This is a genomic window from Desulfosoma profundi, assembly GCF_055387865.1.
Map to the genome: position 1 here is coordinate 708,462 of NZ_AP042420.1, position 24,960 is coordinate 733,421.

General features: G+C 57.8%; 19 protein-coding genes. 4 read left to right on the forward strand and 15 right to left on the reverse strand.

The window, feature by feature from the left end:
• Window positions 1-812 precede the first annotated feature (812 nt).
• A complete protein-coding gene (locus ACZ5K9_RS03125; protein WP_464272965.1) occupies window positions 813-1,640 on the forward strand; it encodes a hypothetical protein in 828 nt (275 codons plus the stop codon).
• A 60-nt stretch (window positions 1,641-1,700) separates the two neighbouring features.
• Here ACZ5K9_RS03125 and lspA read toward each other — a convergent pair whose 3' ends face one another.
• From lspA to pilB, 7 genes are all read right to left on the reverse strand, one after another.
• Complete coding sequence (gene lspA / locus ACZ5K9_RS03130; protein WP_464272966.1) at window positions 1,701-2,231, reverse strand: signal peptidase II; 531 nt, start codon at window positions 2,229-2,231, stop codon at window positions 1,701-1,703.
• Between the two features lie 30 nt (window positions 2,232-2,261).
• Window positions 2,262-5,051 carry an isoleucine--tRNA ligase gene (ileS, locus tag ACZ5K9_RS03135; RefSeq protein WP_464272967.1) on the reverse strand — a complete coding sequence of 930 codons (2,790 nt, stop codon included), beginning with the start codon at window positions 5,049-5,051 and terminating at the stop codon, window positions 2,262-2,264.
• 928 nt (window positions 5,052-5,979) lie between these two features.
• Complete coding sequence (gene groL / locus ACZ5K9_RS03140; RefSeq protein WP_464272968.1) at window positions 5,980-7,605, reverse strand: chaperonin GroEL; 1,626 nt, start codon at window positions 7,603-7,605, stop codon at window positions 5,980-5,982.
• A gap of 27 nt (window positions 7,606-7,632) precedes the next feature.
• Window positions 7,633-7,923, reverse strand: a complete 291-nt coding sequence (gene groES, locus ACZ5K9_RS03145; RefSeq protein ID WP_464272969.1) for a co-chaperone GroES — start codon at window positions 7,921-7,923, stop codon at window positions 7,633-7,635.
• 121 nt (window positions 7,924-8,044) lie between these two features.
• Entirely contained in the window at window positions 8,045-9,889 is a 1,845-nt protein-coding gene (locus ACZ5K9_RS03150) for a two-component system sensor histidine kinase NtrB (RefSeq protein ID WP_464272970.1), read from the reverse strand.
• Window positions 9,890-9,915: 26 nt separating this feature from the next.
• Window positions 9,916-11,133 (reverse strand): type II secretion system F family protein, encoded by a 1,218-nt coding sequence (locus ACZ5K9_RS03155; protein WP_464272971.1) that lies wholly within the window; start codon window positions 11,131-11,133, stop codon window positions 9,916-9,918.
• Window positions 11,134-11,143: 10 nt separating this feature from the next.
• On the reverse strand, window positions 11,144-12,895 hold the full coding sequence (pilB, locus tag ACZ5K9_RS03160) for a type IV-A pilus assembly ATPase PilB (RefSeq protein WP_464272972.1): 1,752 nt from the start codon (window positions 12,893-12,895) through the stop codon (window positions 11,144-11,146).
• Between the two features lie 285 nt (window positions 12,896-13,180).
• On the opposite strand from pilB, the gene ACZ5K9_RS03165 reads away from it, so the two are divergent.
• Window positions 13,181-13,465 carry a PxxKW family cysteine-rich protein gene (locus ACZ5K9_RS03165; protein ID WP_464272973.1) on the forward strand — a complete coding sequence of 95 codons (285 nt, stop codon included), beginning with the start codon at window positions 13,181-13,183 and terminating at the stop codon, window positions 13,463-13,465.
• 567 nt (window positions 13,466-14,032) lie between these two features.
• Here ACZ5K9_RS03165 and ACZ5K9_RS03170 read toward each other — a convergent pair.
• Window positions 14,033-14,257, reverse strand: coding sequence for a hypothetical protein (locus ACZ5K9_RS03170; protein WP_464272974.1), 225 nt, complete (start codon window positions 14,255-14,257; stop codon window positions 14,033-14,035).
• A gap of 446 nt (window positions 14,258-14,703) precedes the next feature.
• Here ACZ5K9_RS03170 and ACZ5K9_RS03175 point away from each other — a divergent pair, with 446 nt between their 5' ends.
• A complete protein-coding gene (locus tag ACZ5K9_RS03175) occupies window positions 14,704-15,909 on the forward strand; it encodes a transketolase C-terminal domain-containing protein (protein ID WP_464272975.1) in 1,206 nt (401 codons plus the stop codon).
• A gap of 15 nt (window positions 15,910-15,924) precedes the next feature.
• Window positions 15,925-16,824 carry a thiamine pyrophosphate-dependent enzyme gene (locus ACZ5K9_RS03180; protein WP_464272976.1) on the forward strand — a complete coding sequence of 300 codons (900 nt, stop codon included), beginning with the start codon at window positions 15,925-15,927 and terminating at the stop codon, window positions 16,822-16,824.
• A 26-nt stretch (window positions 16,825-16,850) separates the two neighbouring features.
• Here the strand turns inward: ACZ5K9_RS03180 and ACZ5K9_RS03185 are convergent, their stop codons facing one another.
• From ACZ5K9_RS03185 to ACZ5K9_RS03215, 7 genes are all read right to left on the reverse strand, one after another.
• On the reverse strand, window positions 16,851-17,846 hold the full coding sequence (locus ACZ5K9_RS03185; protein WP_464272977.1) for a beta-ketoacyl-ACP synthase III: 996 nt from the start codon (window positions 17,844-17,846) through the stop codon (window positions 16,851-16,853).
• 11 nt (window positions 17,847-17,857) lie between these two features.
• On the reverse strand, window positions 17,858-18,649 hold the full coding sequence (locus tag ACZ5K9_RS03190) for an SDR family oxidoreductase (protein WP_464272978.1): 792 nt from the start codon (window positions 18,647-18,649) through the stop codon (window positions 17,858-17,860).
• Window positions 18,650-18,673: 24 nt separating this feature from the next.
• The gene (locus ACZ5K9_RS03195; RefSeq protein ID WP_464272979.1) at window positions 18,674-19,489 is read right to left on the reverse strand and encodes a tRNA1(Val) (adenine(37)-N6)-methyltransferase; all 816 of its coding nucleotides are present in this window, start codon (window positions 19,487-19,489) and stop codon (window positions 18,674-18,676) included.
• Window positions 19,490-19,550: 61 nt separating this feature from the next.
• A complete protein-coding gene (locus ACZ5K9_RS03200) occupies window positions 19,551-20,903 on the reverse strand; it encodes a DUF1015 domain-containing protein (RefSeq protein ID WP_464272980.1) in 1,353 nt (450 codons plus the stop codon).
• A gap of 429 nt (window positions 20,904-21,332) precedes the next feature.
• On the reverse strand, window positions 21,333-22,028 hold the full coding sequence (locus ACZ5K9_RS03205; protein ID WP_464272981.1) for a DUF434 domain-containing protein: 696 nt from the start codon (window positions 22,026-22,028) through the stop codon (window positions 21,333-21,335).
• 23 nt (window positions 22,029-22,051) lie between these two features.
• Entirely contained in the window at window positions 22,052-22,708 is a 657-nt protein-coding gene (locus ACZ5K9_RS03210; protein WP_464272982.1) for a DnaJ domain-containing protein, read from the reverse strand.
• A 553-nt stretch (window positions 22,709-23,261) separates the two neighbouring features.
• Entirely contained in the window at window positions 23,262-24,959 is a 1,698-nt protein-coding gene (locus tag ACZ5K9_RS03215; RefSeq protein WP_464272983.1) for a long-chain-fatty-acid--CoA ligase, read from the reverse strand.
• Window position 24,960 lies beyond the last annotated feature (1 nt).

The following is a 24,960-nucleotide window of genomic DNA, read 5'->3' on the forward strand; positions in this document are numbered from 1 at the left end:
GTTATCGCCACTTCCAAAAACGGACTCCTGCCCACGGGCCCCAAAGAGTGACGCGATTTGTCGGTCGAGTGACAAACTTTGTCAGGGTTCAAGGATTTTGGCATTTCTGCCGATCCATACGCCGGGGGCGCATGTCCCCGGCATATGAAAAGACCATGGGGAATCACGGAAGGGCAGGCACAGAAGGCCGCCTCTCCGCGATGGGTTTTGAGGCCCATACGATGCCTTTTGAGACCGACGGGATGGATTTTGAGCATCACACAATGCGTTTGGAGAACCTCAAGATATCCTTTCGGACGATCCTGGTTCCGTGTGATTCCCGCAATGTCTCGCGTGTTCCAGGGCATGATTTGGAATCGACTTCAGCCCAGAAAGATACAATAGGGCCAGGCCCCTTGCCCGCCATGAAAGGCTGCGGTCCATGCGATCAGGGCGTAGTTCGGTATCCGGGCGGCCACGAGGCCGCCCCGGCGAGGACGACGGTCCCGTGGGTGAGGTTTAGCATGAAGATCACCCAGAATTCGTGCAACGAGGGAACATAGGCTGACATTCGGGCGTCCGCATGGATGCCCTGACACCTGAAAATGTGAGAGGAGACCCTACAGCACAAAAAGACGTAAATTCATAGTCACTCTTCGCTGACGCAGTTTTGTTCATCGCCGCAATTTCACGGCATAAGCACGGTGTCTTAATTTTTGTTGAAAGATAAAGGATTTGGTGCCAAAAAAGAGATGAGGCGCCATGGGGGAGAAGGAAAAAGTTCATGGTTTTCCGGAGTTGAAAAGAACGGACGGACCACAGGGAGGCGCGGCATGATGATCATGCAACGGCATAGACCAAGGAACGGACTTTCCGGAAAGTCGTTCGAGAGCGGACCGATCCGCCTTCCCGTTGGCCTTGTGGGCATCCGCGCCGCAACGGCGAATCATCCTTCCGTGGGGGCGGCGGAGGATCTGCGGCAAAAATGGCTTCCCCGTAAAGATGTTGTCGGAAAAACCCGCCGCCGGAGCACCTCGGCCTGCCGTGCATGGAAAAAAGCCTTAGCCGGGCCGGCGGTCCTTATGGTGTTTTTTCTGATCTCGGGCATGGCCGGCGCAGCCCCGTCGCCATCGGAAGCCGAGATCCCGCCGTCCGAGCCGACCGCAGCAGCCTCCGCGGACCTTTCCAGGGACATGGAAATCAGCCCGGAGCAGGCTGTGATGCTGAGGGAGGAAATGCTTCGAGCCGTTTTCAGTGACGCGTTTCGCTATCGCCCTGTGGGTCTGCCGGATCCCTTCGTGCCCTTCATCAAACCGGAAACCACCGTCACCGAAACCTATCCTGAGAAGGAAAGAGAGCCTTCACCCGTGCCCATGGCGGGGTTTCCGGTGACGCCTTTGCAGAGAATGAGCCTTGGAGAAATCGAGCGAGGACTCAAGGCCATCCTGTGGGGCGAGATGGGATCCCGAGCGCTCATTCAAGACGCCGCAGGCAAGGGCTACATCGTCCGGGAAGGCACGCCCGTGACGCCGGACGGGCTTGTGGAACGCATCTACAAGGATGCCATGGTGGTTCGCCAATATGCCTGGGACGCCAAGGAAAAACAATGGGTGCCGAATTTTGTCACCGTGCAGTTGAGGAAAGAAGAAAAAGAGAAGTGAAACTTCCCCACGCGGCACGAAACGACCTCGGGTTCCTTGCGCTTCACGTCCGCAAAGAGGTCACCGGGCTGGCGGACGGGACTTTTCTTGGCGAAGCACGCAGAAAAGGAGAAGAGCTGCACCAGCCGTGACAGCCATGTCGGCCACGTTGAAGGCCGGCCAGTGATAGGGCCCGATGTAAAAGTCCAGGAAGTCCACCACGTTTCCAAAACGCAGGCGGTCCGTCACATTTCCTGCCGCCCCTCCGGCGATGAGGCCGAGCGCTAGGCGCTTTGCCTTTTCATCGGAACGTGTCTCTCGATAGAGATAAACAATCACGCCCAAAGCCACCAGCGGCAGCATGGTCAAAAGGGTCACCCGCCACGGACTCTCACTTCCCGCAAAAAAGCTGAACGCCACGCCCGTGTTTCGAACATGCACCAGGTTGAAAAGCCCGGGAATGATCTCTTTTTGGCTGTAGAGCGGCAGGCTGTGGAGCACCCAGGCCTTGGCGGCCTGATCCACAACAAAAACGATCAGGACCACCACGCCAAGAAGAATATAGTCCCGGGGACTTAAAGAGGCCGCTTGGGCGTTGGAAGCCTTTTTCATGGGCGTGCAATGGGATCGGTGCGCCCCACGTTAACTCAACGCCTCGAGAGCGCCATGACACCGTTCACAGACGGTGGGGTGATCCGAAAATGCCCCCACGGTGTTGGAAAGAACCCAGCAACGCTCGCATTTTCGTCCCGATGCCGGTTCCACCAGGACTTTGAGGCCGGGAACCTCCTGGCCTTCCAAGGCCCCAGGTCGTCCGTCCAGGTTTTCCAGCCGGACTTCCGAGACGATGAACACCGTGCGCAGCAGTTCTCCGTCTTGAGCGAACTCGTCCTGCCACGCGTCGGGCAAAGCCAACAGCACGCGGGCATCCAACGGATGGCCGATGGTTTTGGCCTGGCGTGCGGCTTCCAAAGCCCGGCTGACGTCGGCTCGCATCTGGAGGATCCGCCCCCAGCGCTCTTCCAACGCATCATCTACAAGGGATGGATCCACTTCCGGAAAAACTTCCATGTGGACCGACGGCGCACGATCCCCGGGCAGGTGCGCCCACGCCTCTTCCGCGGTGAAGGACAGGATGGGCGCCATGAGTTTCAGCAAGGCCGTGAGGATCCGATAGAGAACGGTCTGGGCCGCTCGGCGCTCGACGCTCGCAGGCGGAGCCGTGTAAAGTCGATCCTTCAAAATGTCGAGGTAAAATGAACTGAGGTCCACCGTGCAGTAATTGTGCACCGCATGATAAACGCGGTGGAATTCGAACCGATCGTAAGCGCGCCGGACTCGGCCGATGACCTTCTGCAGGGTGTGCAAAGCGTACCGGTCCAGTTCCGGCATCCGGGCGACGGGAACCGCATCCCGGGCCGGGTCGAAATCATAGAGGTTCCCCAGCAGGAACCGCCAGGTGTTTCGGATCCGTCGGTAGGCTTCGCTCAACCGCTTCAGGATGTCTTGAGAAATGCGAATGTCGTCCCGGTAGTCTTCGGCGGAAACCCAAAGTCTTAAAATTTCCGCCCCGTATTGCTTGATGATCTCGTCGGGCACGATGACGTTCCCGAGGGACTTGGACATCTTGTAGCCCTGGCCGTCGACCACGAACCCATGGGTCAGCACCGCCTTGTAAGGCGCGCGGTCCCTTGTCCCCACCGAAGCGAGCAGCGACGAATGGAACCAGCCTCGATGCTGGTCGCTTCCCTCCAGGTAAAGATCGGCGGGGGATCGAAGATACGGCCGTCGTTCCAGCACTGCGGCATGAGACACCCCGGAATCGAACCACACATCCAGGATGTCCATTTCCTTGTCAAAATCCTTCCCGCCGCAGCCTGGGCACACGGCACCCTCCGGCAGGAGGGTCTCCACGTCCTTTTCAAACCAGCAATCGGCCCCTTCCTTTTCAAAGAGCGCCGTGACTTTCGCGAACACCTCGGGGGTCGCTAAAACCTCGCCGCATTTTCTGCACGTAAACACCGTAATGGGTACCCCCCAGGAACGTTGTCTGGAAATGCACCAGTCAGGCCGGTTTTCGATCATCTGGTAGATGCGGTCCCGCCCCCATGACGGCACCCATTGCACTTCGTCGATGGCTTTAAGCGCCTTCTTCCGAAGGTCGTTTTTCTCCATGGAGATGAACCACTGTTCCGTGGCGCGAAAGATCACGGGCTGCTTGCAGCGCCAGCAGTGGGGATAGCTGTGGGAAACCTCCGTTTCCAGGACGAGCGCGCCCAATTCTCGGAGTTTGGCGTTCACATTTTTATTGGCGTCGAAGACGAATTGTCCGGCGAAAAACGGCACATCGTCCGTAAAGCACCCGTCGTCATCCACGGGGGAATACACGTCGAGCCCATAGGCCAGAGCCATGTCATAGTCTTCCCGGCCGTGACCCGGGGCCGTGTGGACGCAGCCCGTGCCGGCATCCAGGGTCACATGGGACCCCAGAACAATGCGTGACGGCCGATCCATGAAAGGATGGCGGCACGTGAGGCCTTCCAGTTCCCGACTGGAAAAACGGCGGATGATTTCATAATGGTCGATCCCAAAAGCCTTGAGGCACTGTTCGGTCAGCCCCTCGGCGAGAATCCACACCTCGTCTTTCACGCGCACGGCGGCATAGGTAAAATCGGGATGGAGCGCGATGGCCAGGTTGGCCGGCAGGGTCCACGGCGTGGTCGTCCAGATGACGACATAGACAGGTAGGTCCTGGAATGCCGAAAACGCCTTGCGGCTCTCTTCGCTCAAGGGGAACTTCACGTAGATGGACGGGGACACGTGATCATGGTATTCCACTTCCGCTTCGGCCAAGGCGGTCCGGCAACTGCAGCACCAATAGATGGGCTTTTTGCTGCGGATCACACTCCCCCGTTCGAAAAACCGACCCAGTTCCCTGGCAATGGTCGCTTCGTAATCGTAGGACATGGTGAGATAAGGATTGTCCCATTCGCCGAGAACCCCCAGGCGCTTGAATTCCCGGCGTTGAATGTCGATGAACTTTTCGGCGTAGGCCCGGCAATGGCGCCGGATTTCTCCCTGGGTCATGTTTTTTTTCTTGGGCCCGAGTTCTTTGTCGACTTGGTGTTCGATGGGCAAACCGTGGCAGTCCCAGCCCGGCACGTAGATGGCGTCAAACCCGCTCATCTGGCGGCTCTTGACGATCATGTCCTTGAGGATCTTGTTCAACGCCGTGCCCAGATGAATGTGCCCGTTGGCGTAAGGAGGGCCGTCATGAAGGATGTAGGGTGTTCTCCCGACGGAGGCTTCGCGCAGCTTCCCGTAGAGGTCCATGGTGTCCCATTTGGCCAAAAGCTCCGGTTCGCGCTGAGCCAAGTTCGCCTTCATGGGAAAATCGGTTTTTGGAAGATTCAGCGTCTTCTTGTAATCCATCAGTCTTCTCTCAACCCCCGTTGACTGCGCCTCCTTGAGCCACATGAGGAGACGGTTTCGTCCGTTCAGGCCGTTTCGTAGAATCCCGGGCCGGAAGAACCTCAACTTGTAGCACAGCGCCGACCTAAGTCAAGGCTGCATTGCGGCGGACGCCCTTTGTGGCCGCAGTGATACTGACCCCCGTCCCGACCCGATGGACCCCATCGATTTATGGCAGGCATGGCGGCCCGCCTCGACAATCCACGCATGTGGGCAAACTCCGGGCCGGTAAGGGGGCGAAGTTCGGGCAGGCACGGGAATCTACCCCGGCAATCCAAGCACGTGGGCGACGCCAGGGCTGGCATGGGAATCTACCCCGACAATCAACGCATGTGGGTAATATCCGGGCAGGCACAGGGGCCTGCCCCTACAGATGCAAGGCACCCCGTCCGGGTGTTCATTTCTGGGGGTGCCACATGAGCTTTGGCACGCCCCAACGATTCATGTGTAGGGGCGGCCCCCCGTGGCCGCCCCATTGGCGGGACGGACACAGCGGGCGCATCGGGCAGCCACGGGGGCTCACCCCGACAATCCCCGCGCGGGGGTGACATTCGGGCTGACATGGGCGCGACGTTCGGGCAGGCACAGGGGCCTGCCCCTACGAGTGCAAGGCACCCCGTCAGGGTGTTCATTTCTGGGGGTGCCATATGAGCTCTGGCACGCCCCAACGATTCATGTGTAGGGGCGGCCCCCCGTGGCCGCCCCATTGGCGGGACGGACACACCGGAAGGATTAAGGGTTCCGTCAGAGCCGCACCGGGGGCCTTGACATGGATAGACACGTCCGCATCCACATGGAAGTCCCGAAAGAGCAAAAAAAGCCTCCCCGTTCGGGGAGGCCTTCAAGCGATGCTCCACGGTTCGGGAACGGTGTTCCCGAACACGCCCTTTTAGTACATGCCGCCCATGCCGGCACCCGCACCGGGCATTTCCGGCTTTTCTTCCTTGGGCAGTTCCGCCACCATGCACTCCGTGGTGAGCATGAGCGAAGCCACGCTGGCCGCATTCTGCAAGGCGGACCGGGTCACCTTTGTGGGATCGATGACACCGGCTTCAAACAGATCGCAGAATTCGCCGGTTTCCGCATTGAAGCCGAAGGCGCCCTCGCCGGCTTTGATTTTCTGCACGATCACGGAACCTTCTTCGCCGGCGTTATTGGCGATCTGGCGGGCCGGTTCTTCCAGAGCGCGCCGGACGATGTTCACACCCTGTTGTTCTTCACCTTCCAATTTCAGGTCGTCCAGAGCCTTGAGGCAGCGCAGGTAAGCCACACCACCGCCGGGGACGATGCCTTCTTCCACGGCCGCACGCGTCGCATTCAGCGCGTCTTCCACGCGGGCTTTCTTTTCCTTCATTTCCGTTTCGGTGGCCGCCCCAACGCTGATCACGGCGACACCGCCCACGAGCTTCGCCAGCCGTTCCTGGAGCTTTTCCCGGTCATAGTCGCTGGTGGTTTCTTCAATCTGCGTGCGGATCTGACGCACACGGCCTTCCAAAGCCTTGCGATCGCCGGCGCCGTCCACGATGGTGGTGTTATCCTTGTCCACACGGACCGTCTTGGCGCTCCCGAGATCCTTCAGGGTCACGCTTTCCAGCTTGATGCCCTTTTCTTCGCTGATGACCTGACCACCGGTCAAAATGGCGATGTCTTCCAGCATGGCCTTGCGGCGGTCGCCGAAGCCCGGAGCCTTCACGGCGCAGACCTGCAACGTGCCGCGCAGTTTGTTCACCACCAATGTGGCTAGGGCTTCCCCTTCCACATCTTCGGCGATGATCAAAAGGGGCCGACCCATTTTGGCGATCTGTTCCAAAATGGGCAGCAGGTCTTTCATGCTGCTGATCTTCTTTTCATTGACGAGAATGAGGGGTTCGTTCAGGACGACTTCCATCTTTTCCGGGTCGGTGACGAAATACGGCGAAATGTAGCCGCGGTCAAACTGCATTCCTTCCACCACTTCCAAAGTGGTTTCCATGGCCTTGGCTTCTTCCACCGTGATGACACCTTCCTTGCCCACCTTGTTCATGGCTTCGGCGATGATGTTCCCGATGGTGGGGTCGTTGTTGGCGGAAATGGTGCCGACCTGGGCGATCTCTTTTTGGTCCTTGGTGGGCTTGCTGATCTTTTTCAATTCGTCGACGACGACTTTGACGGCCTTCTCGATGCCGCGCTTCAACGCCATGGGGTTGGCTCCCGCCGTCACCAGCTTGGATCCTTCAAAATAGATGGACTGCGCCAAGATGGTGGCCGTGGTCGTCCCGTCGCCGGCCACATCGCTGGTCTTGCTGGCCACTTCCTTGACCATCTGTGCGCCCATGTTTTCAAACTTATCGGGCAGTTCGATTTCCTTGGCCACGGTCACGCCGTCCTTGGTCACCGTGGGACCGCCGAAAGATTTTTCGATGACCACATTGCGCCCTTTAGGCCCCAGGGTGACCTTGACGGCGTCCGCCAGCGCGTTGACACCCTTGAGCAGGGCTTCCCGGGCCTTGGTATCGTAAATGAGTTGCTTTGCCATGAGATGCGTCCTCCTTAGCTCTGCCTTTTACTTTTCGATGATGGCCAGAATGTCGTCTTCACGCATGATCAGCAGGTCTTCGCCTTCCACTTTCACATCGGTGCCCGCATACTTGCTGAAAAGAACCCGATCGCCCGCCTTGACGTCCAGGGGCCGCCGCGTGCCGTCCTCCAAAAGCTTGCCGCTGCCGACGGCGATGACTTCCCCCTGAATGGGCTTTTCTTTGGCCGTATCGGGAATGATGATCCCACCGGCCGTCCGTTCCTCTTCCTCAACCCTCTTGATGACCACACGATCGTTCAGCGGTCTAAGCTTCATACATCCTTCTCCTTTCCCGACAAGTCCATGATTTTTTTGAACGATCAAGCCGAGGCCTTATTAGCACTCACTCAAAACGAGTGCTATATAATCACGGGATTTCATCTTGGCAAGAGGAAAATCAGGCTTTGGGGAAAAAGACACGCACACACATGGGGAAGGCGACGGAGGAGCCGATGCGCACCCATCCCCCTGCCTCCTCCACCAAACGACAGACCAAGCTCAAGCCTAACCCCAAGTGGCCTTCCTTGGTGGAAAAGAGGGGGTCGAACACTTTTTTGGCCATGTCCGCCGGGACCCCCGGCCCGTTGTCGGACACTTTGAGGAGCACGCCCGGGCGGCCGGAGCCGTCGGTGTATTCTCGGGCGGCAATCTGGATATGCCCCCCGTTGGGACACGCTTCGGCGGCATTGGCCGCAAGATGCCACAAGATGTGAAAAAGATGGCGAGGGACGATATGGACAGTGAGGCTTTCCGACACATCCAGATGGACGCGGTGTCGAGCCGACAAATGTTTGCTCATGGTCAGCGCCTCCACCACGTGTCGAACCGTCTCGGCCACACCCACCGGCTCCGGACGCTCGGAGGCTTTGCCTTCCCGAGCAATCCAGAGGAAACGCCCAACCAAACTGTTCAGGCGCTCGATTTCTCGAACGAGGATGTCCTTCAGGCGTCGGGAAACCTCGTCCCCTTCCCACTGCGCTTCCATCATTTGGACCACGCCGCTGATGGCCGCCAAGGGATTCTTGATGTCGTGGACGATCTCCCCGGCCATTTTCCCGGCAAAGGCCAACTGCTCCAAACGTCTCATGTGCTCTTGCAGGGCTTTAAGCAGGGTTTGATCCTGGAACACGATGACGCGCTCCGCCTTCTGGTCCTCGCACTCTAAGCTGTCCAGTCTGGACAGAGTCACCACGAAGGATCTTTTTTCGCCGTCGGGCAACTCCTGAACGATCTCCATCGCTTGGGCGGCACTGGACATTTCCGTCTTTGGCGTCCCGACAGGAGGCAAACCCTGAGCATTGTCTTCGCCTTGCTCGGGTGGGCCGTGTTCCGACGCGTCCAATGGTTCCACGGCGGAGGACATTTCGGAAGAAACAATGCCGCCCCGTCCCCACTCGTCCATAGATCCCGGCGTTGAACCGCTCAGATCTGGGTTTTCTTTCAATCCTGGAAGCCAGTGCACAAGAGGCTGCCCCTCGAGGCGCATCTCAGCCGCACCCAGCAAATTCCGGGCAGCTCGATTGGCATAGGTGATGGTTCCCCGAGCGTCCATTGTCATGAGCCCGGCCCCTAGGTTTTCCACAAGCCGGCGGTAAAAAGATTCGAGACGTTTCAGATCCCTGGTTTTTTGCGCCGAAAGACGCGCAGATTTTTGGAGTTCCTCCGCCAGATAGCCACTGATGAACGCCACGAGAAAAAACGCTCCAGCGGACACCACAATCGTATAAAAGTACACTCCGCTGGAAGCTTGCGGCATGGTCCGCCCCATGAAGGGAATGGGGCTGACCCATCCAAAGTATTGGAGGTCCAAAAGGGTTCCGTAGGCAATGGTTGCCGCGGATGCCGCAAAGAGGCTCCCACGGCGTTGGAACAAGACGGCCGCCGCCATGATCACGGCCATGTAAAGAAATGCAAACGGGCTGGTCACGCCTCCCGTAAGATACACCAGGAATGTTACGGCCAGGACGTCAAAGAGGAACTGGGCGACGGCAAAAACTCCATGACGGTGCACCGACCGGAGCACCAAGGCGCTCAACAAAGTCACGAAAAAGAGGACGGCCGCAAAAACGTAAAGCGGCCCAAGGGACGGTTCGAAGATGTCCCGAGACAAACGGAGCTGAAAAAGTACAGTGACCGCCAGGATAAAGACCCCTGCAAGGAGCCTCAACACCAGATGCGTATAGACCTTGCGCTGAAACCCGGCGCTCCCTTCGTCCGCCTCTGCGGCATGCAACGCCTTCATCGTTCCTGACCGCTTCGTCCCTGATTTCAACTGCCCCGGGACACGACGTCCGCCAGCTGGAAAATGGGCATGTACATGGCCACCAAAAGCCCGCCGATGGTCACCCCGAGAAAGACGATCAGCATGGGTTCCAAAAGAGACGTCAGCGCTTCCACGGTGGCGTCCACTTCCTCGTCGTAAAAATCGGCCACCTTGGACAACATGCTGTCCAAAGCCCCTGTCGCTTCCCCGACGGAAACCATGTGGACCACCATGGGCGGAAAGACACCGCTTTCACTGAGAGGTTCCGCCAGGGTCTTTCCCTGGGCCACGGCCTGCTGAGCATCTCGGATGGCCTTTTCCACCACGGTGTTTCCCGCGGTGGCGGCGACGAGTTCCATACTCTCCAAGATGGGAACCCCGCTGCCCAACATGGTCCCCAAGGTGCGCGTCACCCGGGCTAAGGCCACCTTTTTCAGCAAGATGCCGAAGACGGGCAGCTTGAGAAAGATGCGGTCGGTGATGTCCCGTCCCCGCGAGGTCCGGCGAAAGCGCTGGAAGAGAAAACCGAGGATCACGGCACCCAGGATCATCCAGTGAAAGTAATTTTTGGTGAAATCGCTGATCGTCATCACCACCACGGTCATGGCGGGCAGAGACACTCCCGCGTCCTTGAAAAGTCCGGCAAAGACCGGGATCACATAGATGAGGATCACCGCAATGACGATGAACGCAATGGCCACGACAATGGCCGGATAGGTCATGGCGCCGCGGACTTTTTTCTTGAGCGAGGCCACTTTTTCCAGATAGGCGGCGAGCCGTGTCAAAGTCACATCCAGGATGCCGCCCGCTTCCCCCGCCGCCACCAGGTTGACAAAAAGCGCATCGAAGACCTTGGGATGCTTTCGAAGCGCTTCGGAAAAGGTGGCCCCCTCTTCCACATCCTTTTTCAGGACTCGAAGCACCTTGCGAAGCGCTTTGTTGATGGTCTGATCCCGAAGAATCTCCAAACATTGGATGATGGGCAGCCCGGCGTCGATCATGGTGGAAAACTGGCGCGTAAACAGCACCAGGTCCTTTTCTTTAACCTTTTCCTGAAGGACAGGAATGTATTCGAGAAGGTCCTTGGGCTTGGGCTTGAGGGATTTCAAGGCAAGGCCCTGACGCTCCAACAGCTGGCGCGCAATGGTAATGTTGTCGGCCTCGATTTCTCCCTGAACCTTCTCTCCTTTGCGATTGACCCCTTTCCAAACAAATTCCGGCATGGCGGACTCCCTAGTCTTTCACCGTCGCTCGAAGCACTTCCTCCACCGAGGTGATCCCTTGCTTGAGCTTGTTGATGGCGCTCTGGCGCAATGTGAGCATCCCTAGGCGGATGGCTTCCCGTTTGATCTCCGATGCCGAAGCCCCCACCAAGACGAGATCGCGAATCTCGTCGGTCACGGGCATGACTTCATAGAGGGCGATTCGACCCCGATAACCCGTATTGGAACACGCCGGGCAACCCCGACCGCGGTAACACACAAACGTGCCCACATCCTCTTCACGGACACCTAGATCTATTAAGGCTTCAGGGGGGATGTCTTCCGCGACTCGACATTCCGGGCACACCCGCCGGGCAAGCCTCTGCGCCAAAACCAAATTGACAGCGGAAGCCACCAAAAAGGGTTCGATACCCATATTGAGGAGGCGGTTGATTGTGCTCGGCGCGTCATTCGTATGCAGCGTGCTCAGGACCAAATGGCCGGTGAGCGCCGCCTTGATGGCGGTTTCCGCCGTTTCGAAATCGCGGATTTCGCCCACCATGATGATGTCGGGATCCTGGCGGAGAAAGGACCGCAGAGCAGCGGCAAAATTCAATCCGATCGCTTCATGGACCTGCACCTGGTTGATGCCGGGCAGGCTGAATTCCACCGGATCTTCCGCGGTGGAAATGTTATGGCTGATCTTGTTCAATTCGGAAAGCGCACTGTAAAGCGTCGTGGTTTTCCCGCTTCCTGTCGGACCCGTCACGAGCACCATGCCGTAGGGCCGGTAGATGGCTTCGCGAAAAAGATCCAGTTGCTTGGGTTCGAAGCCCAATTTGGTCATGTCCAACTGAAGATTGGATTTGTCCAGAAGGCGCAGAACCACTTTTTCCCCAAAGAGAGTCGGCAGGACGGAGACACGGAATTCCATCTCGCCGCTTTTGCTCTTGAGCTTGATACGACCATCCTGGGGCAGCCGACGTTCCGCGATGTCCAAACGGCTCAGGATCTTGAGCCGCGAAATGATGGCATTTCGCAGCTGGTAGGGCGGACGCATCACTTCGTACAGAAGCCCATCGATGCGATACCGCACTCGCATGACCTTTTCGTAGCATTCCACGTGAATGTCACTGGCTTTCTTGCGGATCGCATCCAAGAGGATGAGATTGACCAGCTTGACTACCGGGGCTTCACCCGCAGCATTTTCCAAATTGGCGAGATCAATCTCCTGAGACGATTCGACGACGTCGACGTCCGCCTCTTCGCGGATCATCCCCATGACCGCTTCGAGGTTTTCTTCGGCCCCCGCCGCGTGCACCGCTTCAAAAGCTCTCTTAATGAGGCTCTCCGGAGCCACATGCACGCGTATGTTTTTCCGGGTGATGAAGCGCAGATCGTCGATGGCGAACAAATTCCCCGGGTCGGAAATGGCCACATGCAGGGTGGACCCGGTCATTCCGATGGGGAACACCTGGTACTTCTGCATCACCTGAGGTGAGACAATCTTCAGGACATCTTTGGAGACCGTCAACCGTGCGGGATTGACGATCGGGACCCGGAACTGTTTGGCCAAAAACTCCGTCAGAATCTTTTCATCGATGATCCCCTGCCGTATCAGAATGGACCCCAGCCGCTCCCCGTTGCGGCTCTGCTCCTGCAAAGCGCGCTCGAGGTCCTGCGGCGCGATGAGCCCCGCTTCCAGCAGAAGCTGACCGATCTTGTTCCGTTTCAGCGAAGGCCGATCCGCCGATCTGTCCTGTAGGTCCCCGCTCGTCATCATTGGCAATTGATCATCCGCGCTCCGGCGTCGTTTATCCTTTAGATCTCTCTCTCATGAAATCGCCCTTTCTCAAAAAAACTTTAACGCCTTTTGACGTCCATTCCCAGACAAGCGGGCTGGTTGGAGAAGCTCGAAAGACTCCGGTCCTTGGGATTTTTAAATCACCTCAAAAAAATTTTTTAGAGCTTTAAAAAAACAGGGCCATCAGGCTTGACAGTCGGAATTTCATGAGTAGTATTACGCCGATTTTGGGGCCAACCACGATAAAAAATGGAGGTGATCGCCATGATTTGTCAAACGGTGAAGGCGGGGACGGACTGCGCCTTCATGACCAAGACGGGCTGTGGGTACAACGGGGGCTCTTGCCATCAGGTGGTGGAACAGTGCGAAGGATGCCAGCGGATCGTTCAGGTCCCGGCAGGGCGTTTCTGTGCCAGCTATCCCAATCCCAGCGTTAAGTGGAAAACAGGGCATTGCAATTTCGCGACCCATGTGAAGGCGCCTGTGACCACACAGCAAGTGAAGATCAATCCGCTGAAGGCGTCCAAGCGCGCGTCCAAGGCCAAATAAGTCGCACAATCCTCCGGGATGACAAGGAGAGCCGCCCTCGTGGCTCATGCTCCATGAGCGCCGGCTCTCACTCTTTTTCTCTCCTGCCCTTTTGAAAAGACCCTTGAATCTTTACGATCCCTACCATCGCTCTGTTGTTTTGTGCTTCTGATTTGGAATCAAATCCGGTTCCGCGCACAGACCCTGTCGGGGGGTGCCTTTGTGCCCGACCTGGGTTGGCGCGAATCCTCAGAGAACAGCACAGTCGGGGGACGCCCTTGGGCTTGCGCGTATTGCGCCCGCACCCCAAGGGGGGCCGGGGTGCCGGCCCCAAATCGCTCGGACCTACGGCATCAGGCCGGCGCGGGCTCTCCGGGCGATCCAGTGGGTCGCCCCTGCAAGGACAATAGAGCCCTGTGATGTCACATCACGATAAACCTGAATCCTCGGAACGACGACATCAGCTGCAGGGATGTCGCTTGGCCTAGTGCCAAACCTGAATCCTTGGAATGAAACGGCGGGGCTGACCTTCAGACGGCCGAACCGATGCGCCTGCCGTCTCAAGACAGGAGACACGGCCCTATGCCCTTAAGAAAAAGGCGCCCGGCCGGTGGAATTGGGATGCGCCGTCCAGAAGCATAAAAGATGCGCCTTTTCGGTAAAAATGTTACAGAATGCCTCTATAGCATAAAGGGTCAGCAGAACCACTAGATGTTCAGCAGCACCATAGCTTTCTTTAGAGGCCCAATCTCCAGGATTCACGAATCTTCGAAAAAGTCCGTCGGGGCTCACGGTCTCTTTAGGCTTTTCCATGCGCCAAACCGTCCTCACCTGCCTGGATTGTGCTTCTCGTGTGGAACGACCCTCTCCCTGCGTGCACCGGCCGTCCCCAGGCATCCCCTGACTCGTCAGATCATCGGAACATGCCAACAGCATAAGCTTCGTTCCCAGCGGCGACAAAAGATCTTTCCCAGCCACGATCTGAACGTCAGCTCACGGAACCGCTCCACCACGATGCCCAAAATATCCGCCTTGCTGGCCCACAACGGCCGAACCTCTTCGGAGATCAGCAGACGGCGAGCACACTATCCCCGTACGGTCTCCGCAAGACTTCTTTCTGACATAGACATCTTGCACTGATCCGGACGAATGATTCCCATTGACTTGCAACGTTCACGTCGTTATGTGAAAAACTCTTTCGAAGCAGTCCGGTTTGAGGACCCACATCCCGCAGAGCGCAATGAAAGGTTTGCAATAAGGTGGCAACAAAAATTCTTACGGGAAATCAAACAGCGGCCTTGGCGGCAAAGCTGTGCCGGGTTCAGGTGATTGCCGCCTATCCCATCACACCCCAGTCCAAAATTCCTGAAGTCCTTGCCGAGTATGTGGAGAGCGGGGAACTGCGCGCCGAATTCGTCCGCGTGGAGAGCGAACATTCGGCCATGGGAGTGTGCATTTCCGCATCCCTGGTCGGGGCCCGCGCTTTCACCGCTACGGCCGCCAACGGCTTGGCCTATATGCATGAGCAGCTTCACTGGGCGGCGGGGGCGCGTGTGCCCATTGTTATGCCCGTGACCAACAGAGGCTTGGGTGCCCCGTGGACCATTTTGAACGATATGCAGGACAGCATCGCCCAGAGAGACACCGGGTGGATGCAGTTTTATTGCCTGAACAATCAGGAGATTCTCGATCAGGTGATCCTCGCCTACAAGGTGGCCGAAAGGTTGTTGGTGCCGGTGATGGTGTGCTTTGACGGCTTCAGGCTTTCCCACACCATGATGCCGGTCGATGTTCCCGATCAGGAGGCTGTGGATGCCTATTTGCCGCCGTTTACACCGGCTTACCACTTGGACCCTGCGCGGCCCGTGAACATTAATCCCGTGGTGCTGACGGATCCGATTCCCGGAGCCGATGGACGGCCCTGCCCCGGCTACATGGGCATCCGACGCCGCCTTCAGGAAACGCTGGAATCGGCTCTGGATGTCATCGCGGAAGAAGGCCGGAACTTCGGCGCCCGTTTCGGCCGAAGCTATGAAGACCCGCTTTATCGGTACCGAACGGACGATGCCGACATTCTGTTCGTCACCATGGGCTCTTTGGGTAGCGAGGCCTCCGAGGCGTGCGACATTTTACGGGAGCACGGGATCAAGGCCGGGGTGGTCAGCCTGCGCGTCTATCGTCCTTTCCCTACTATGGCCGTTCGCGAGGCGGTTCATCGGGTGCCTCGGCTGGCCGTAGTGGAAAAAGCCATCAGTTACGGCCTGGAGGGCGCGGTGGCCACGGAAATCAAAGCGGCGCTCTACGGCTTGAACGGCCGCCAGCCCATTGCCGTCAACTACATCGTCGGTCTTGGGGGCAAAGACGTGAAACCCACGGATCTCTGTGAGATCGCCCGCCAAACCCTGACATACAGTGATCACGAAGAGGCTCCGAAACACTCGGTTTGGTTCTCCAACGAGATTTAAGGACGAGGACACGTCATGGCGACCACTCTGATGGATCTCCCGGAAAAAGAATATATTCTTCCCGGCACGAGAACCTGTGCCGGATGCGGCCTCCCCATCGCCTATCGGCACATCCTGAAAGCGCTGGGTCCCAAAACCATCGTGACCCTGCCGGCTTGTTGCCTGACCATTTTGCACGGCATGTATCCCAAAACGCCGGTTTTGGTGAACGCCGTGAATAACGTCTTCGGCGGCACCGCCGCCTCGGCCTCCGGGTTGGCCGCAGGACTCAAAGCCCTAGGTAAAGAAGACTATGTGGTGTTGGCCATGGCCGGCGACGGCGGGACCTTCGACATGGGCATTCAGGCCCTGAGCGGTGCGGCCGAGAGGCAAACCAATTTCATTTACGTCTGCTATGACAATGAGGCCTACATGAATACAGGCGTGCAGCGCTCCAGTGCTACACCGTCCGGGGCCATCACCACGACCACCCCGGTGCAGCCCAAGGAACAGCCCAAGAAAGATTTCATCCAGATCATGGAGGCCCACCATCCGGCCTACCTGGCCACAACCTGTTCTTCCTACCCGATGGACTTGTACGAAAAATTTAAGAAAGCCCGTCATATCCAGGGGACACGCTTCATCCACCTTTCCGTGCCTTGCCCCGCAGGATGGGGCTTCCCGACACGGGAAACCGTTAAAATCGGCCGACTTGCCGTGGAAACCGGTGTGGTCGTCCTTTACGAACTGGAAGACGGTGTTTTCCGACTCACGGGGAAAAGCCTGAATCTTGCCAAAACCCGGCGCAAGCGCCCCGTAGCAGATTATTTGAGGACTCAAGGGCGATTCAAAAAAATGACCCCGGAACAAATGGCGGCCTTTCAGAAGGCCATCGACGACCGGTGGGAGGGATTCCTCCAGAGAGCCGGATTGTAGAAAAAGGGGGCTGAACGCCCCCTTTTTTATATCCACCGCATGAGGATGCTGCCCCAGGTAAATCCGGCGCCGAAAGCCGACATGACCAGATAATCGCCTTTATCCAGAAGGTTCTTTTCCACGGTAGCTTCATAGAGGCAAAGAGGAATGGTGGCAGCGGTGGTGTTGGCATAGCGGTCGATGTTGATGATCACCTGGTCCATGTTCAAACCCATGCGTTGGGCACAGGCTTCGATGATCCGCAGATTGGCCTGGTGCGGAATGAACACTTTGACATCCTTGCCCGAAAGGCCGTTGCGCTCCAGGATTTTTACGGACACATCGGCCATCTCCGTCACGGCGAACTTGAAGACCTTTTTGCCCTCTTGATACACGTAGTGTTCCCGAGCCTTCACGGTTTCTTCGCTGGCTGGGCGTCGGCTACCCCCGGCTTTCATGTGGAGATGCGGCTCCCCTATTCCGTCAATCCTTTGGATGAAGTCCAAGACTCCGTAGCCGTCTTCGTCGCAGGGTTCCAAAAGCACGGCACCGGCGGCGTCCCCGAACAAAACACAGGTGTTGCGATCCGTATAATCGATGATGGTGCTCATGACATCGGCCCCGATGGCCAGCACCTTGTCATACCGGCCCGACTCGATCATCTGGACCCCGGTGGTCATGGCAAAAATAAACCCGGAACATCCCGCCGACAGGTCGAAGCCCCAGGCTTTGTCGGCGCCGATGATCCGTTGGACCAAACACGCCGTGGACGGGAAGAACATGTCCGGCGTGACCGTCCCCACAATGATGGCGTCAACTTCCGAAGGAGCCACCCCCGCGCGATCCAAACATTCCTGAGCCGCCCGCGAAGCCATGTACGAGCACCCCAGGCCGGGCTCCAGGATGCGTCTTTCGCGGATTCCTGTCCGGGTGAGAATCCACTCATCGGTGGTGTCCACCATCTTTTCCAAATCCTGATTGGTCAGCTTCCGTTCCGGAAGATATCGCCCCACGGAACGGATACGCACCCGCCGCCTGTTCATGGCCTGTCCTTTCACATCACCCCTTTGTAGTACCCGCCGTCAATGTGGATGGACGCTCCCGTGATGTAGCCGGCCCTTTCCGAAGCGAGAAAGGTCACCAGGGCCGCAAATTCTTCAGGAGTTCCCAGCCGGCCCATGGGAATTGTCGCCCGCCACCGATCGATGACCTTCTCGGGTGTGGTTCCTTCCTTTTGCGCAGTTACCACGGCGAGGCTCCGAACCCGCTCGGTCAGCGTGTAGCCGGGACAGACGTTGTTCACCGTGATGTTGTACGGCGCCAGTTCATTGGACAATGTCTTTGCCAAGCCCACCACGCCGGATCGGATGGTGTTGGAAAGGATCAGTCCGTCGATGGGCTGTTTGACCGACACGGAGGTCATATTGATGATCCGACCCCACCGTTTGGCCATCATCACCGGGACAGCCTCTCGGGTCATGACGATCGTGCTCAGCAGGTTAAGCCGGAAGCCGAAGTGCCAGAGATCGTCGTCAATTTCGAGAAAAGTCTTGGATGGCGGCCCCCCGGCGTTATTGACCAAAATGTCCACGGTGCCGAAGTGGTCCAATCCCTTACGAATAAAATCTCGGGCTTGCTCCGACACCGTGACGTCCGCGGGGACACCGATGACTTCGCTCCCCGTCGCCGCGGCAATCTCTTCCACGGCTTTGGGCAGTTCCGGATCGTCCAAACCACAAATGGCCACCTTCGCCCCTTCGCGGCACAATTCCATGGCGACCGCCTTGCCCAAGCCTTGACTCGCCCCGGCCACAAAGGCCACCTTCCCCTTCAAGCCTAAATCCATAAACGCTCTCCTTTGTGCTCTTGGTCAGTCCTGTTCCGCGACCGCCGCAAAGCCGGCGTGAAGACGAGCCATCGCCGGCGTGTAGCGGCCGATCTTTTCATAGATGAAAAAAGGCGGCGCCACATGCAATTCCTGCCCGACACCCTTGCCGCATTCCATATGGACTAAGGTCGCCGGGGCCTTGGCGTGGGAGTGGATCAGGGTGAGCCGTTTGGGGCGCAATCCGGCGTCCACGGCCGCCACCATGAGATCGTCCAAACGGGATGCCGGGTAGATCACGGCGCATCGTCCTCCACCCTTGAGCAGGTGCACGGCCGCATGGAACATGTCCTGGACCGCGCCGGCAAGTTCATGGCGTGCCGCAGCTTTTTGAGGGTGGGGATTGATTCGCCCTGCATTGAGGCGGCGATAGGGCGGATTGGAAACCACCAGGTCAAATCCCCCCGGAGGAAAAACCTTTGCCACGTCTTTCCAGTCCATGCCGTGGATGAAGACCTGGTGCGACAATCCATTGGCTTCCACATTCCGCCGAGCCAACCGGGCCAATCGCTCTTGAATTTCCACCCCTTCCCAGTGAGTGCCGAGTCCCCGCACCGCCATGGACAAAAGGACGACCCCGCACCCTGTGCCCAGTTCCATGATGCGGTCCGCCGCCTTAACGTGCGTCAGACCCGCCAGAAGCACCGCATCAATGGAAAAACGGTACCCACGCCGGTCCTGGTATAGGCACAGGGTATCCCCGAAAAGACGGTCGCAGGTGATCTCCTCCTGTTCGCCACTGGATCCCGGTGGCACCGTCCCCTCGTTGTTCAAAATCCCAGGCACTTCGTCCGTCCTCACGAATCCTCCCCCGACAAGGTCTCATCCGCACGGGGTTGAGGAAGCCGGCGAGGTCGACCTGTCATGCCGCCGGAGCTGTCACCGCCTCTTTCGGATCAATAGGGTGCATTACCAACCCGCTGAAGACCTTGGGATAGAAATAGGTCGCCTTGTGCGGCATGATCAATCCGGCGCGCGCCACGTCCCGCACCTGATCGACCCGCGTGGGGTTAACGAAAAATCCCATGGTGGCCTCCCCAGAGGCCACGGCAGCCAATGCTTCGTCTCGATCGTGGCTGAAGCGGATATTCTCCGCGTCGGACAGATAGGCGTCATCCAGATTCAAGAGGCCCCGAAGCAAAAGGTGATCGACGACGACCACATCCAGATCCTGCAGAACTTTCGGAAAACCTTTCTCCGAAAGAAAAGATCGTGCAGCGTCTCTTTCGATATGGAGCACCCAATGAGCCTCCCGGCCGTGACAAACAAAGCCGATGGCCGTCTCCTTGCGGGCACGCGATGCTTCCAGTGTCTCATGCCAGGCTTTCCGGCCCGCGTCGCTCATGGGAAATGAGACAGCCCGGAAAAACGCCCGGCCTTTTCCCAAAAGCTCCTGCGCCGATTGGGCATCAATCCGTGGGAGCAAACGGTGGGTCGGCAACACCACAAGACCGTCATCCTCCATGGGACAAAAGTAGGTGAGCACATAGTGAAAAGGAGCTTGGGGTGAAGCATCGGGGTACTTTTCCATCATGAGGCGCCGAAAATTCAGCGCCGTTTCATAGCGGTGATGACCGTCGGCGATGAAAATGTCTTTGTCGCCCATAAGATCCTGGAGGCGTCGCACCATCGCTGGCTCGGCCATACGGGCAACCCGATGCCAATTCCCTTGAGTATCGCGGCACTCCAGCACCGTCTCCCGGCCCATGTGGTCGGTCAGAAGCGCGCGAACGCCTCCGTCGGCATCGCTGAACAGAACGAAGATCGGGCTCAGATGTGCCTGGCATCGCACCATGAGAGCAAACCGTTCGTCTTTCACTTTTTGAAAAGTACGTTCATGGGGCCGCACGCACCCCTTGCCGAATTCCTCCAAACGCAACAAACCAAAAAAACCTTTCCGGGTTTTGCGCACGTCCCCGAGAGGATACTCCAGCTCGTACAAAAAGAAGGCCGGGGTGGCCTCTCGCACGAGAACTCCCTCACGGCTCCATTGAGCGAGGTACTGCGCAGCCCGCGTATGGGCGTTGTCCTGCTCCGTGTCCTGGGCTGTGGTTTTGCCCAATTCCAAACGGATCATGTTATGGGGATGCATGTCGTAAAAAGCGTTTTGTTCCTCTGGGCTGATGATGTCGTACGGAGGGGTGATCACACGGCCGAGATCGCCGACCTGCTCAGGATTGTATCGAAGCGCTCGAAAAGGAGCTATCACCGCCATGAATCGTCTGCCTTTCGTCGGATATAGTCTGATGCGCCGCCTTGGAGGCGGAGCCATCGGGCTGTTGCGTCGTCACAGCGCCTGCCTATCACACGAGCGCTCTGTAAGCAAGAAGGGCGTCGTCCCGGCAACCTTTCAGAGCTTTTTGGAGACGCCCGGGCCTTGAAATCCCCTTGGACAAATACCGGCCTGCCGTAGTGGTCCGGAACCGCGGGTTCTCCGTCGGTCCCTCCCGCATCTTCCACTCGTTTGAGGAAAACGTCGGGAGATGCGCTCGCAAAGCCAAGACATGGGCTTGTGTTGGACGAGCCGAACGCCTTCTGGAAGCTCGGATATGGACACTCCGGGACCTTAGGGTCGCCGTATCCCCCTCGGCGACCCCCTGCCTCTTCCAACATCTTGAGGAAATGACCCTGGATAAATGATGCCTCAAGCCACTCCAAGCGACCGAAAATCGAAGCCGGAAAACGTCAAACCCATAAAATCCATGACCCACCGGGCCAAATCCATCCATTGAGGGCTGGCATCCAGGACGGCATAATCGCTCGAGGCGATGACGGCGCCCGATCGAGGGAAATGCTTTTCCGGCACAGGAACAGCGCGAGCGTCTCCGGCGAGACCGGTGTGCCTGAGACAATGTTTGTACCGTGCCGCCAGCTCGCCGCTTCGACTCATCGGGGCATCGAACAGAAAAAAGACACGCGCCGGAGGAAATTCTTCCAAAAACCGAAAAACGGCCGCCACAACGTTCTCGGTCACGGGGGAGAATCGATAGCTCCGGGACAAAGCCGCCACATCACGTAAGGCTCCATCGTTGGCCAAGACCAGGTCTCGGCCGAGGAAAACACTTTCTAAAGTGATGTGGACATTGTGCCCGTCCACCCACAGGGGTTGCAGCGCCCACCCTTCCCCACGAACCCGCTTGGCCAGACGACGTGCAGCGCTCTGAAGAGAAAACACCCCACGACGCAGGACATCCCGTTCAGGGCGGGCTAGAGTGAAACGATTGCCCACCCATTCCAAGGCGGCTTCCCGCGGATACCCTAAGTTTTGGAATAAGAAAAAATCCGTGGCCGCCCGGTAAATCTTCGCCTCAAAGGCCGCCGCGTTCGGCCGGGTTCTCATTGCCGCCCCGTACATCAGAGGGATTAAGCGTCCGGAAGGATATGGACCACCACGACAAGGTCCCCGGGGGGACCACCGGAGGGGGATTGCAACCCACGGCCGGCCATCCTCAATCGGGTGCCTTCCCGAACCCCCGGAGGAATCCTCACAGGCACCTCCTCCACGCGGTTCCCCACACGATAGGAGATCACGCGTTCCTGTCCACCCTGAGTGTGGGATGCGGGAAGTTGGATGTGCACCTCCACCGACGGACCTTTGACCCCGGCGCTTCGTTTCCCCGGGAAAGATCCCAAAGACGGCGGCTCCGGCCGAAACTCCCAGGGTCTCTCTCTCGAGAAAAACACGTTCCAAAAAGGTTCTTCATCGACCCACGCCATAAGGCGTTCCAAAGGACTCTGAAAGGTCCTGCGGAAAACTTCCGCGCCACGAAATCCTTCTGGGGCCCTCATGCGCGGTTTGACCCACGTTTGGGGTTCCGCGTCATAAGCTTCCTTTTTTTCTGGATCCCCCAAAACCGAGTACGCCTCATTGATTTCCTTGAGTCGCTCCTCGCACATCGGGTCCCCCTCGTTTCGGTCGGGGTGGTGTCGGCGAGCCAGCGCTCTGTAAGCTTTTCGTATTTCATCTCTTGATGCGGTTCGAGGGATCCCAAGAATCCGGTAGTAGTCTTTACGTCCCATGGGCCAAAAACCTCCGCCCATTCCGTCAAGCTTGTTTCAAAGCGCCATGTCGCGGCCGCTGTGCCCAATCCGATCCCACGCCTTCCCCATGGTCCGCATCGGCGAGGCAGGTGGAGCGATCATCCACCCGGACGCGCAGGATCGCCTCCCCGAAAAGGCTGATCCAGCAAGCCGACATGGTGCGTGAAGCGCTGTTTCTTCCCGGCCGCCATGAAGCTTATGGGGCTCGAGACTTCGCGGACAGCCAAGCCTTCACTGTCTCTTATTGTTCTATTTCGGCACAGAAAACAAGATGGCTGTCATCCGAGGGGGAATCCAAGGGGTGTGGACACGCAAAGCTGGAATCCAGTCGCGCCGCACACATCGCCGTTGCGACCCGCGTGTCAAAGGATGAGAAGATTTTTGATCGTGAGACGCTCTAAAGACAAGAATAAAGGGAGGGGGCGCCTTTGACCGATTACGACGACGGGCCAAGCGGCCCCCTCCCGCGGGGTTCATACAAACTGATCGAGCACCGGCATGAACCGAGTTCCTCGGACGACCTCACGTATTTTCAGCTCGTGGGAGAACCTTTTTGCTGAAGCTTACGCAACTCCTCGGCCCGCAGTTCCTTTCGCAAAATCTTGCCGACCATGGTCTTAGGCAGGGACTCTCGAATCTCCACGGATCTCGGCACCTTATAGGCTGCCAGTTTTGACTTGCAAAATTGAATAATTTCCTCTTCCGTCACCGTCTCACCCGGCTTCGGGACCACAAAGGCCTTTACCGTCTCCCCTCGGTATGGATCGGGAACTCCCACCGCCACAGCATCCAGCACTTTAGGATGGGTGTATAAGACCTCATCGATTTCTCTAGGATAGATATTGTACCCACCGGCGATAATCATATCTTTCTTGCGATCCACGATGAAAAAGTAGCCGTCTTCGTCCACCGTGGCGATGTCCCCTGTGTAGAGCCATCCGTCACGCAGGGTCGACGCCGTCTCTTCGGGCATGTTCCAGTACCCGAGCATGACCTGCGGCCCTTTCACCACCAACTCGCCGGGTTGTCCCATCGGTGCGTCGCTCACGCCGTCTTCCATGCTCACAATGCGCGCATCGGTGCTGGACACCGGGATTCCGATGGAGCCCGGCTTTCGCAAGCCGCTGATGGGATTGACGTGGGTCACAGGGCTCGCCTCTGAAAGCCCGTAACCTTCCACGATGATGCAGCCGGTCATCTCCTCGAACTTCTTGAGCACTTCTACGGGCATAGGGGCCGACCCCGTGATGCAGAACCGGATGGAAGACAAATCATAATCTTTGACCTTGGGATGGTTGATCAAGGCGACATAGATGGTAGGCACCCCTGGAAACAAGGTAGGCCGGCTTTTGTGAAGGAGTTTGATAAACTCGTCGGCATCAAACCGCGGAACCACAATGGTCGTGCATCCCCCGTAGAGTGAAAAGTTCATGCACACGGTCATCCCAAACACGTGGAAGAAGGGCAGGATGGCGACCAATCTTTCTCGACCCCACCGGAAATCGGGAAACCAGGCGGCAACCTGGAGCACATTCGCCAAGATGTTGCGATGGCTCAGCATCACTCCTTTCGAAACACCCGTCGTTCCGCCGGTGTACTGAAGCAGTGCAAGGTCATCAAGGGTGACCGGGCAGGGGTCCGACACGGGTGGGGTTTTGGCGATAATCCAGGAAAAATTCACGATGCGATGCCCGTCGTAAGGAACCGCCATGAAAAGATTCTGCTTCTTGGCTTTGACGGGGTACAAATGTTTGAAGACAAAGGGCAAGTATTCGCGAAGACTGGTTACCACCACAGTGCGGATTTTCGGAGTGGACGGTAGGACTTTTTCCACCTTGGGATACAAATGGTCCAAAGTCACGAGCACCTCTGACCCCGAATCATTCCACTGGTGCTCCATCTCCCGTTCCACGTACATGGGGTTGGTCATGACACCCACGCCGCCCAACCACAGAGTGGCATAATAGGCGATGATGGCCTGTGGACAGTTGGGAAGCATGATGGCCACCCGTGTTCCCTTGCCCACACCCATGTTCTTGAGCGCAGCGGCCATGCGCAGCACCTGGTCCCAGAGCTGCTTATAAGTCAACTTGGCCCCGAAAAATTCCGTCGCGATATTCCCGGCATACTTTTCCGCCGTTCTCGACACAAGAACGGGAAGCGCCCAATTGGGAAACTCTATTTCCTGGGGCACTCTGCCATTATAGTGCTGATACCACGGGCGATCCATG

Excerpts from the sequence above, each read along its gene's own strand:
- ACZ5K9_RS03125 (WP_464272965.1), top strand. The coding sequence starts at position 813 with ATGATGATCATGCAACGGCATAGACCAAGGAACGGACTTTCCGGAAAG.
- lspA (WP_464272966.1), bottom strand. The coding sequence starts at position 2,231 with ATGAAAAAGGCTTCCAACGCCCAAGCGGCCTCTTTAAGTCCCCGGGAC.
- ileS (WP_464272967.1), bottom strand. The coding sequence starts at position 5,051 with ATGGATTACAAGAAGACGCTGAATCTTCCAAAAACCGATTTTCCCATG.
- groL (WP_464272968.1), bottom strand. The coding sequence starts at position 7,605 with ATGGCAAAGCAACTCATTTACGATACCAAGGCCCGGGAAGCCCTGCTC.
- groES (WP_464272969.1), bottom strand. The coding sequence starts at position 7,923 with ATGAAGCTTAGACCGCTGAACGATCGTGTGGTCATCAAGAGGGTTGAG.
- ACZ5K9_RS03150 (WP_464272970.1), bottom strand. The coding sequence starts at position 9,889 with ATGAAGGCGTTGCATGCCGCAGAGGCGGACGAAGGGAGCGCCGGGTTT.
- ACZ5K9_RS03155 (WP_464272971.1), bottom strand. The coding sequence starts at position 11,133 with ATGCCGGAATTTGTTTGGAAAGGGGTCAATCGCAAAGGAGAGAAGGTT.
- pilB (WP_464272972.1), bottom strand. The coding sequence starts at position 12,895 with ATGATGACGAGCGGGGACCTACAGGACAGATCGGCGGATCGGCCTTCG.
- ACZ5K9_RS03165 (WP_464272973.1), top strand. The coding sequence starts at position 13,181 with ATGATTTGTCAAACGGTGAAGGCGGGGACGGACTGCGCCTTCATGACC.
- ACZ5K9_RS03170 (WP_464272974.1), bottom strand. The coding sequence starts at position 14,257 with ATGGAAAAGCCTAAAGAGACCGTGAGCCCCGACGGACTTTTTCGAAGA.
- ACZ5K9_RS03180 (WP_464272976.1), top strand. The coding sequence starts at position 15,925 with ATGGCGACCACTCTGATGGATCTCCCGGAAAAAGAATATATTCTTCCC.
- ACZ5K9_RS03185 (WP_464272977.1), bottom strand. The coding sequence starts at position 17,846 with ATGAACAGGCGGCGGGTGCGTATCCGTTCCGTGGGGCGATATCTTCCG.
- ACZ5K9_RS03190 (WP_464272978.1), bottom strand. The coding sequence starts at position 18,649 with ATGGATTTAGGCTTGAAGGGGAAGGTGGCCTTTGTGGCCGGGGCGAGT.
- ACZ5K9_RS03200 (WP_464272980.1), bottom strand. The coding sequence starts at position 20,903 with ATGGCGGTGATAGCTCCTTTTCGAGCGCTTCGATACAATCCTGAGCAG.
- ACZ5K9_RS03205 (WP_464272981.1), bottom strand. The coding sequence starts at position 22,028 with ATGAGAACCCGGCCGAACGCGGCGGCCTTTGAGGCGAAGATTTACCGG.
- ACZ5K9_RS03210 (WP_464272982.1), bottom strand. The coding sequence starts at position 22,708 with ATGGGACGTAAAGACTACTACCGGATTCTTGGGATCCCTCGAACCGCA.
- ACZ5K9_RS03215 (WP_464272983.1), bottom strand. The coding sequence starts at position 24,959 with ATGGATCGCCCGTGGTATCAGCACTATAATGGCAGAGTGCCCCAGGAA.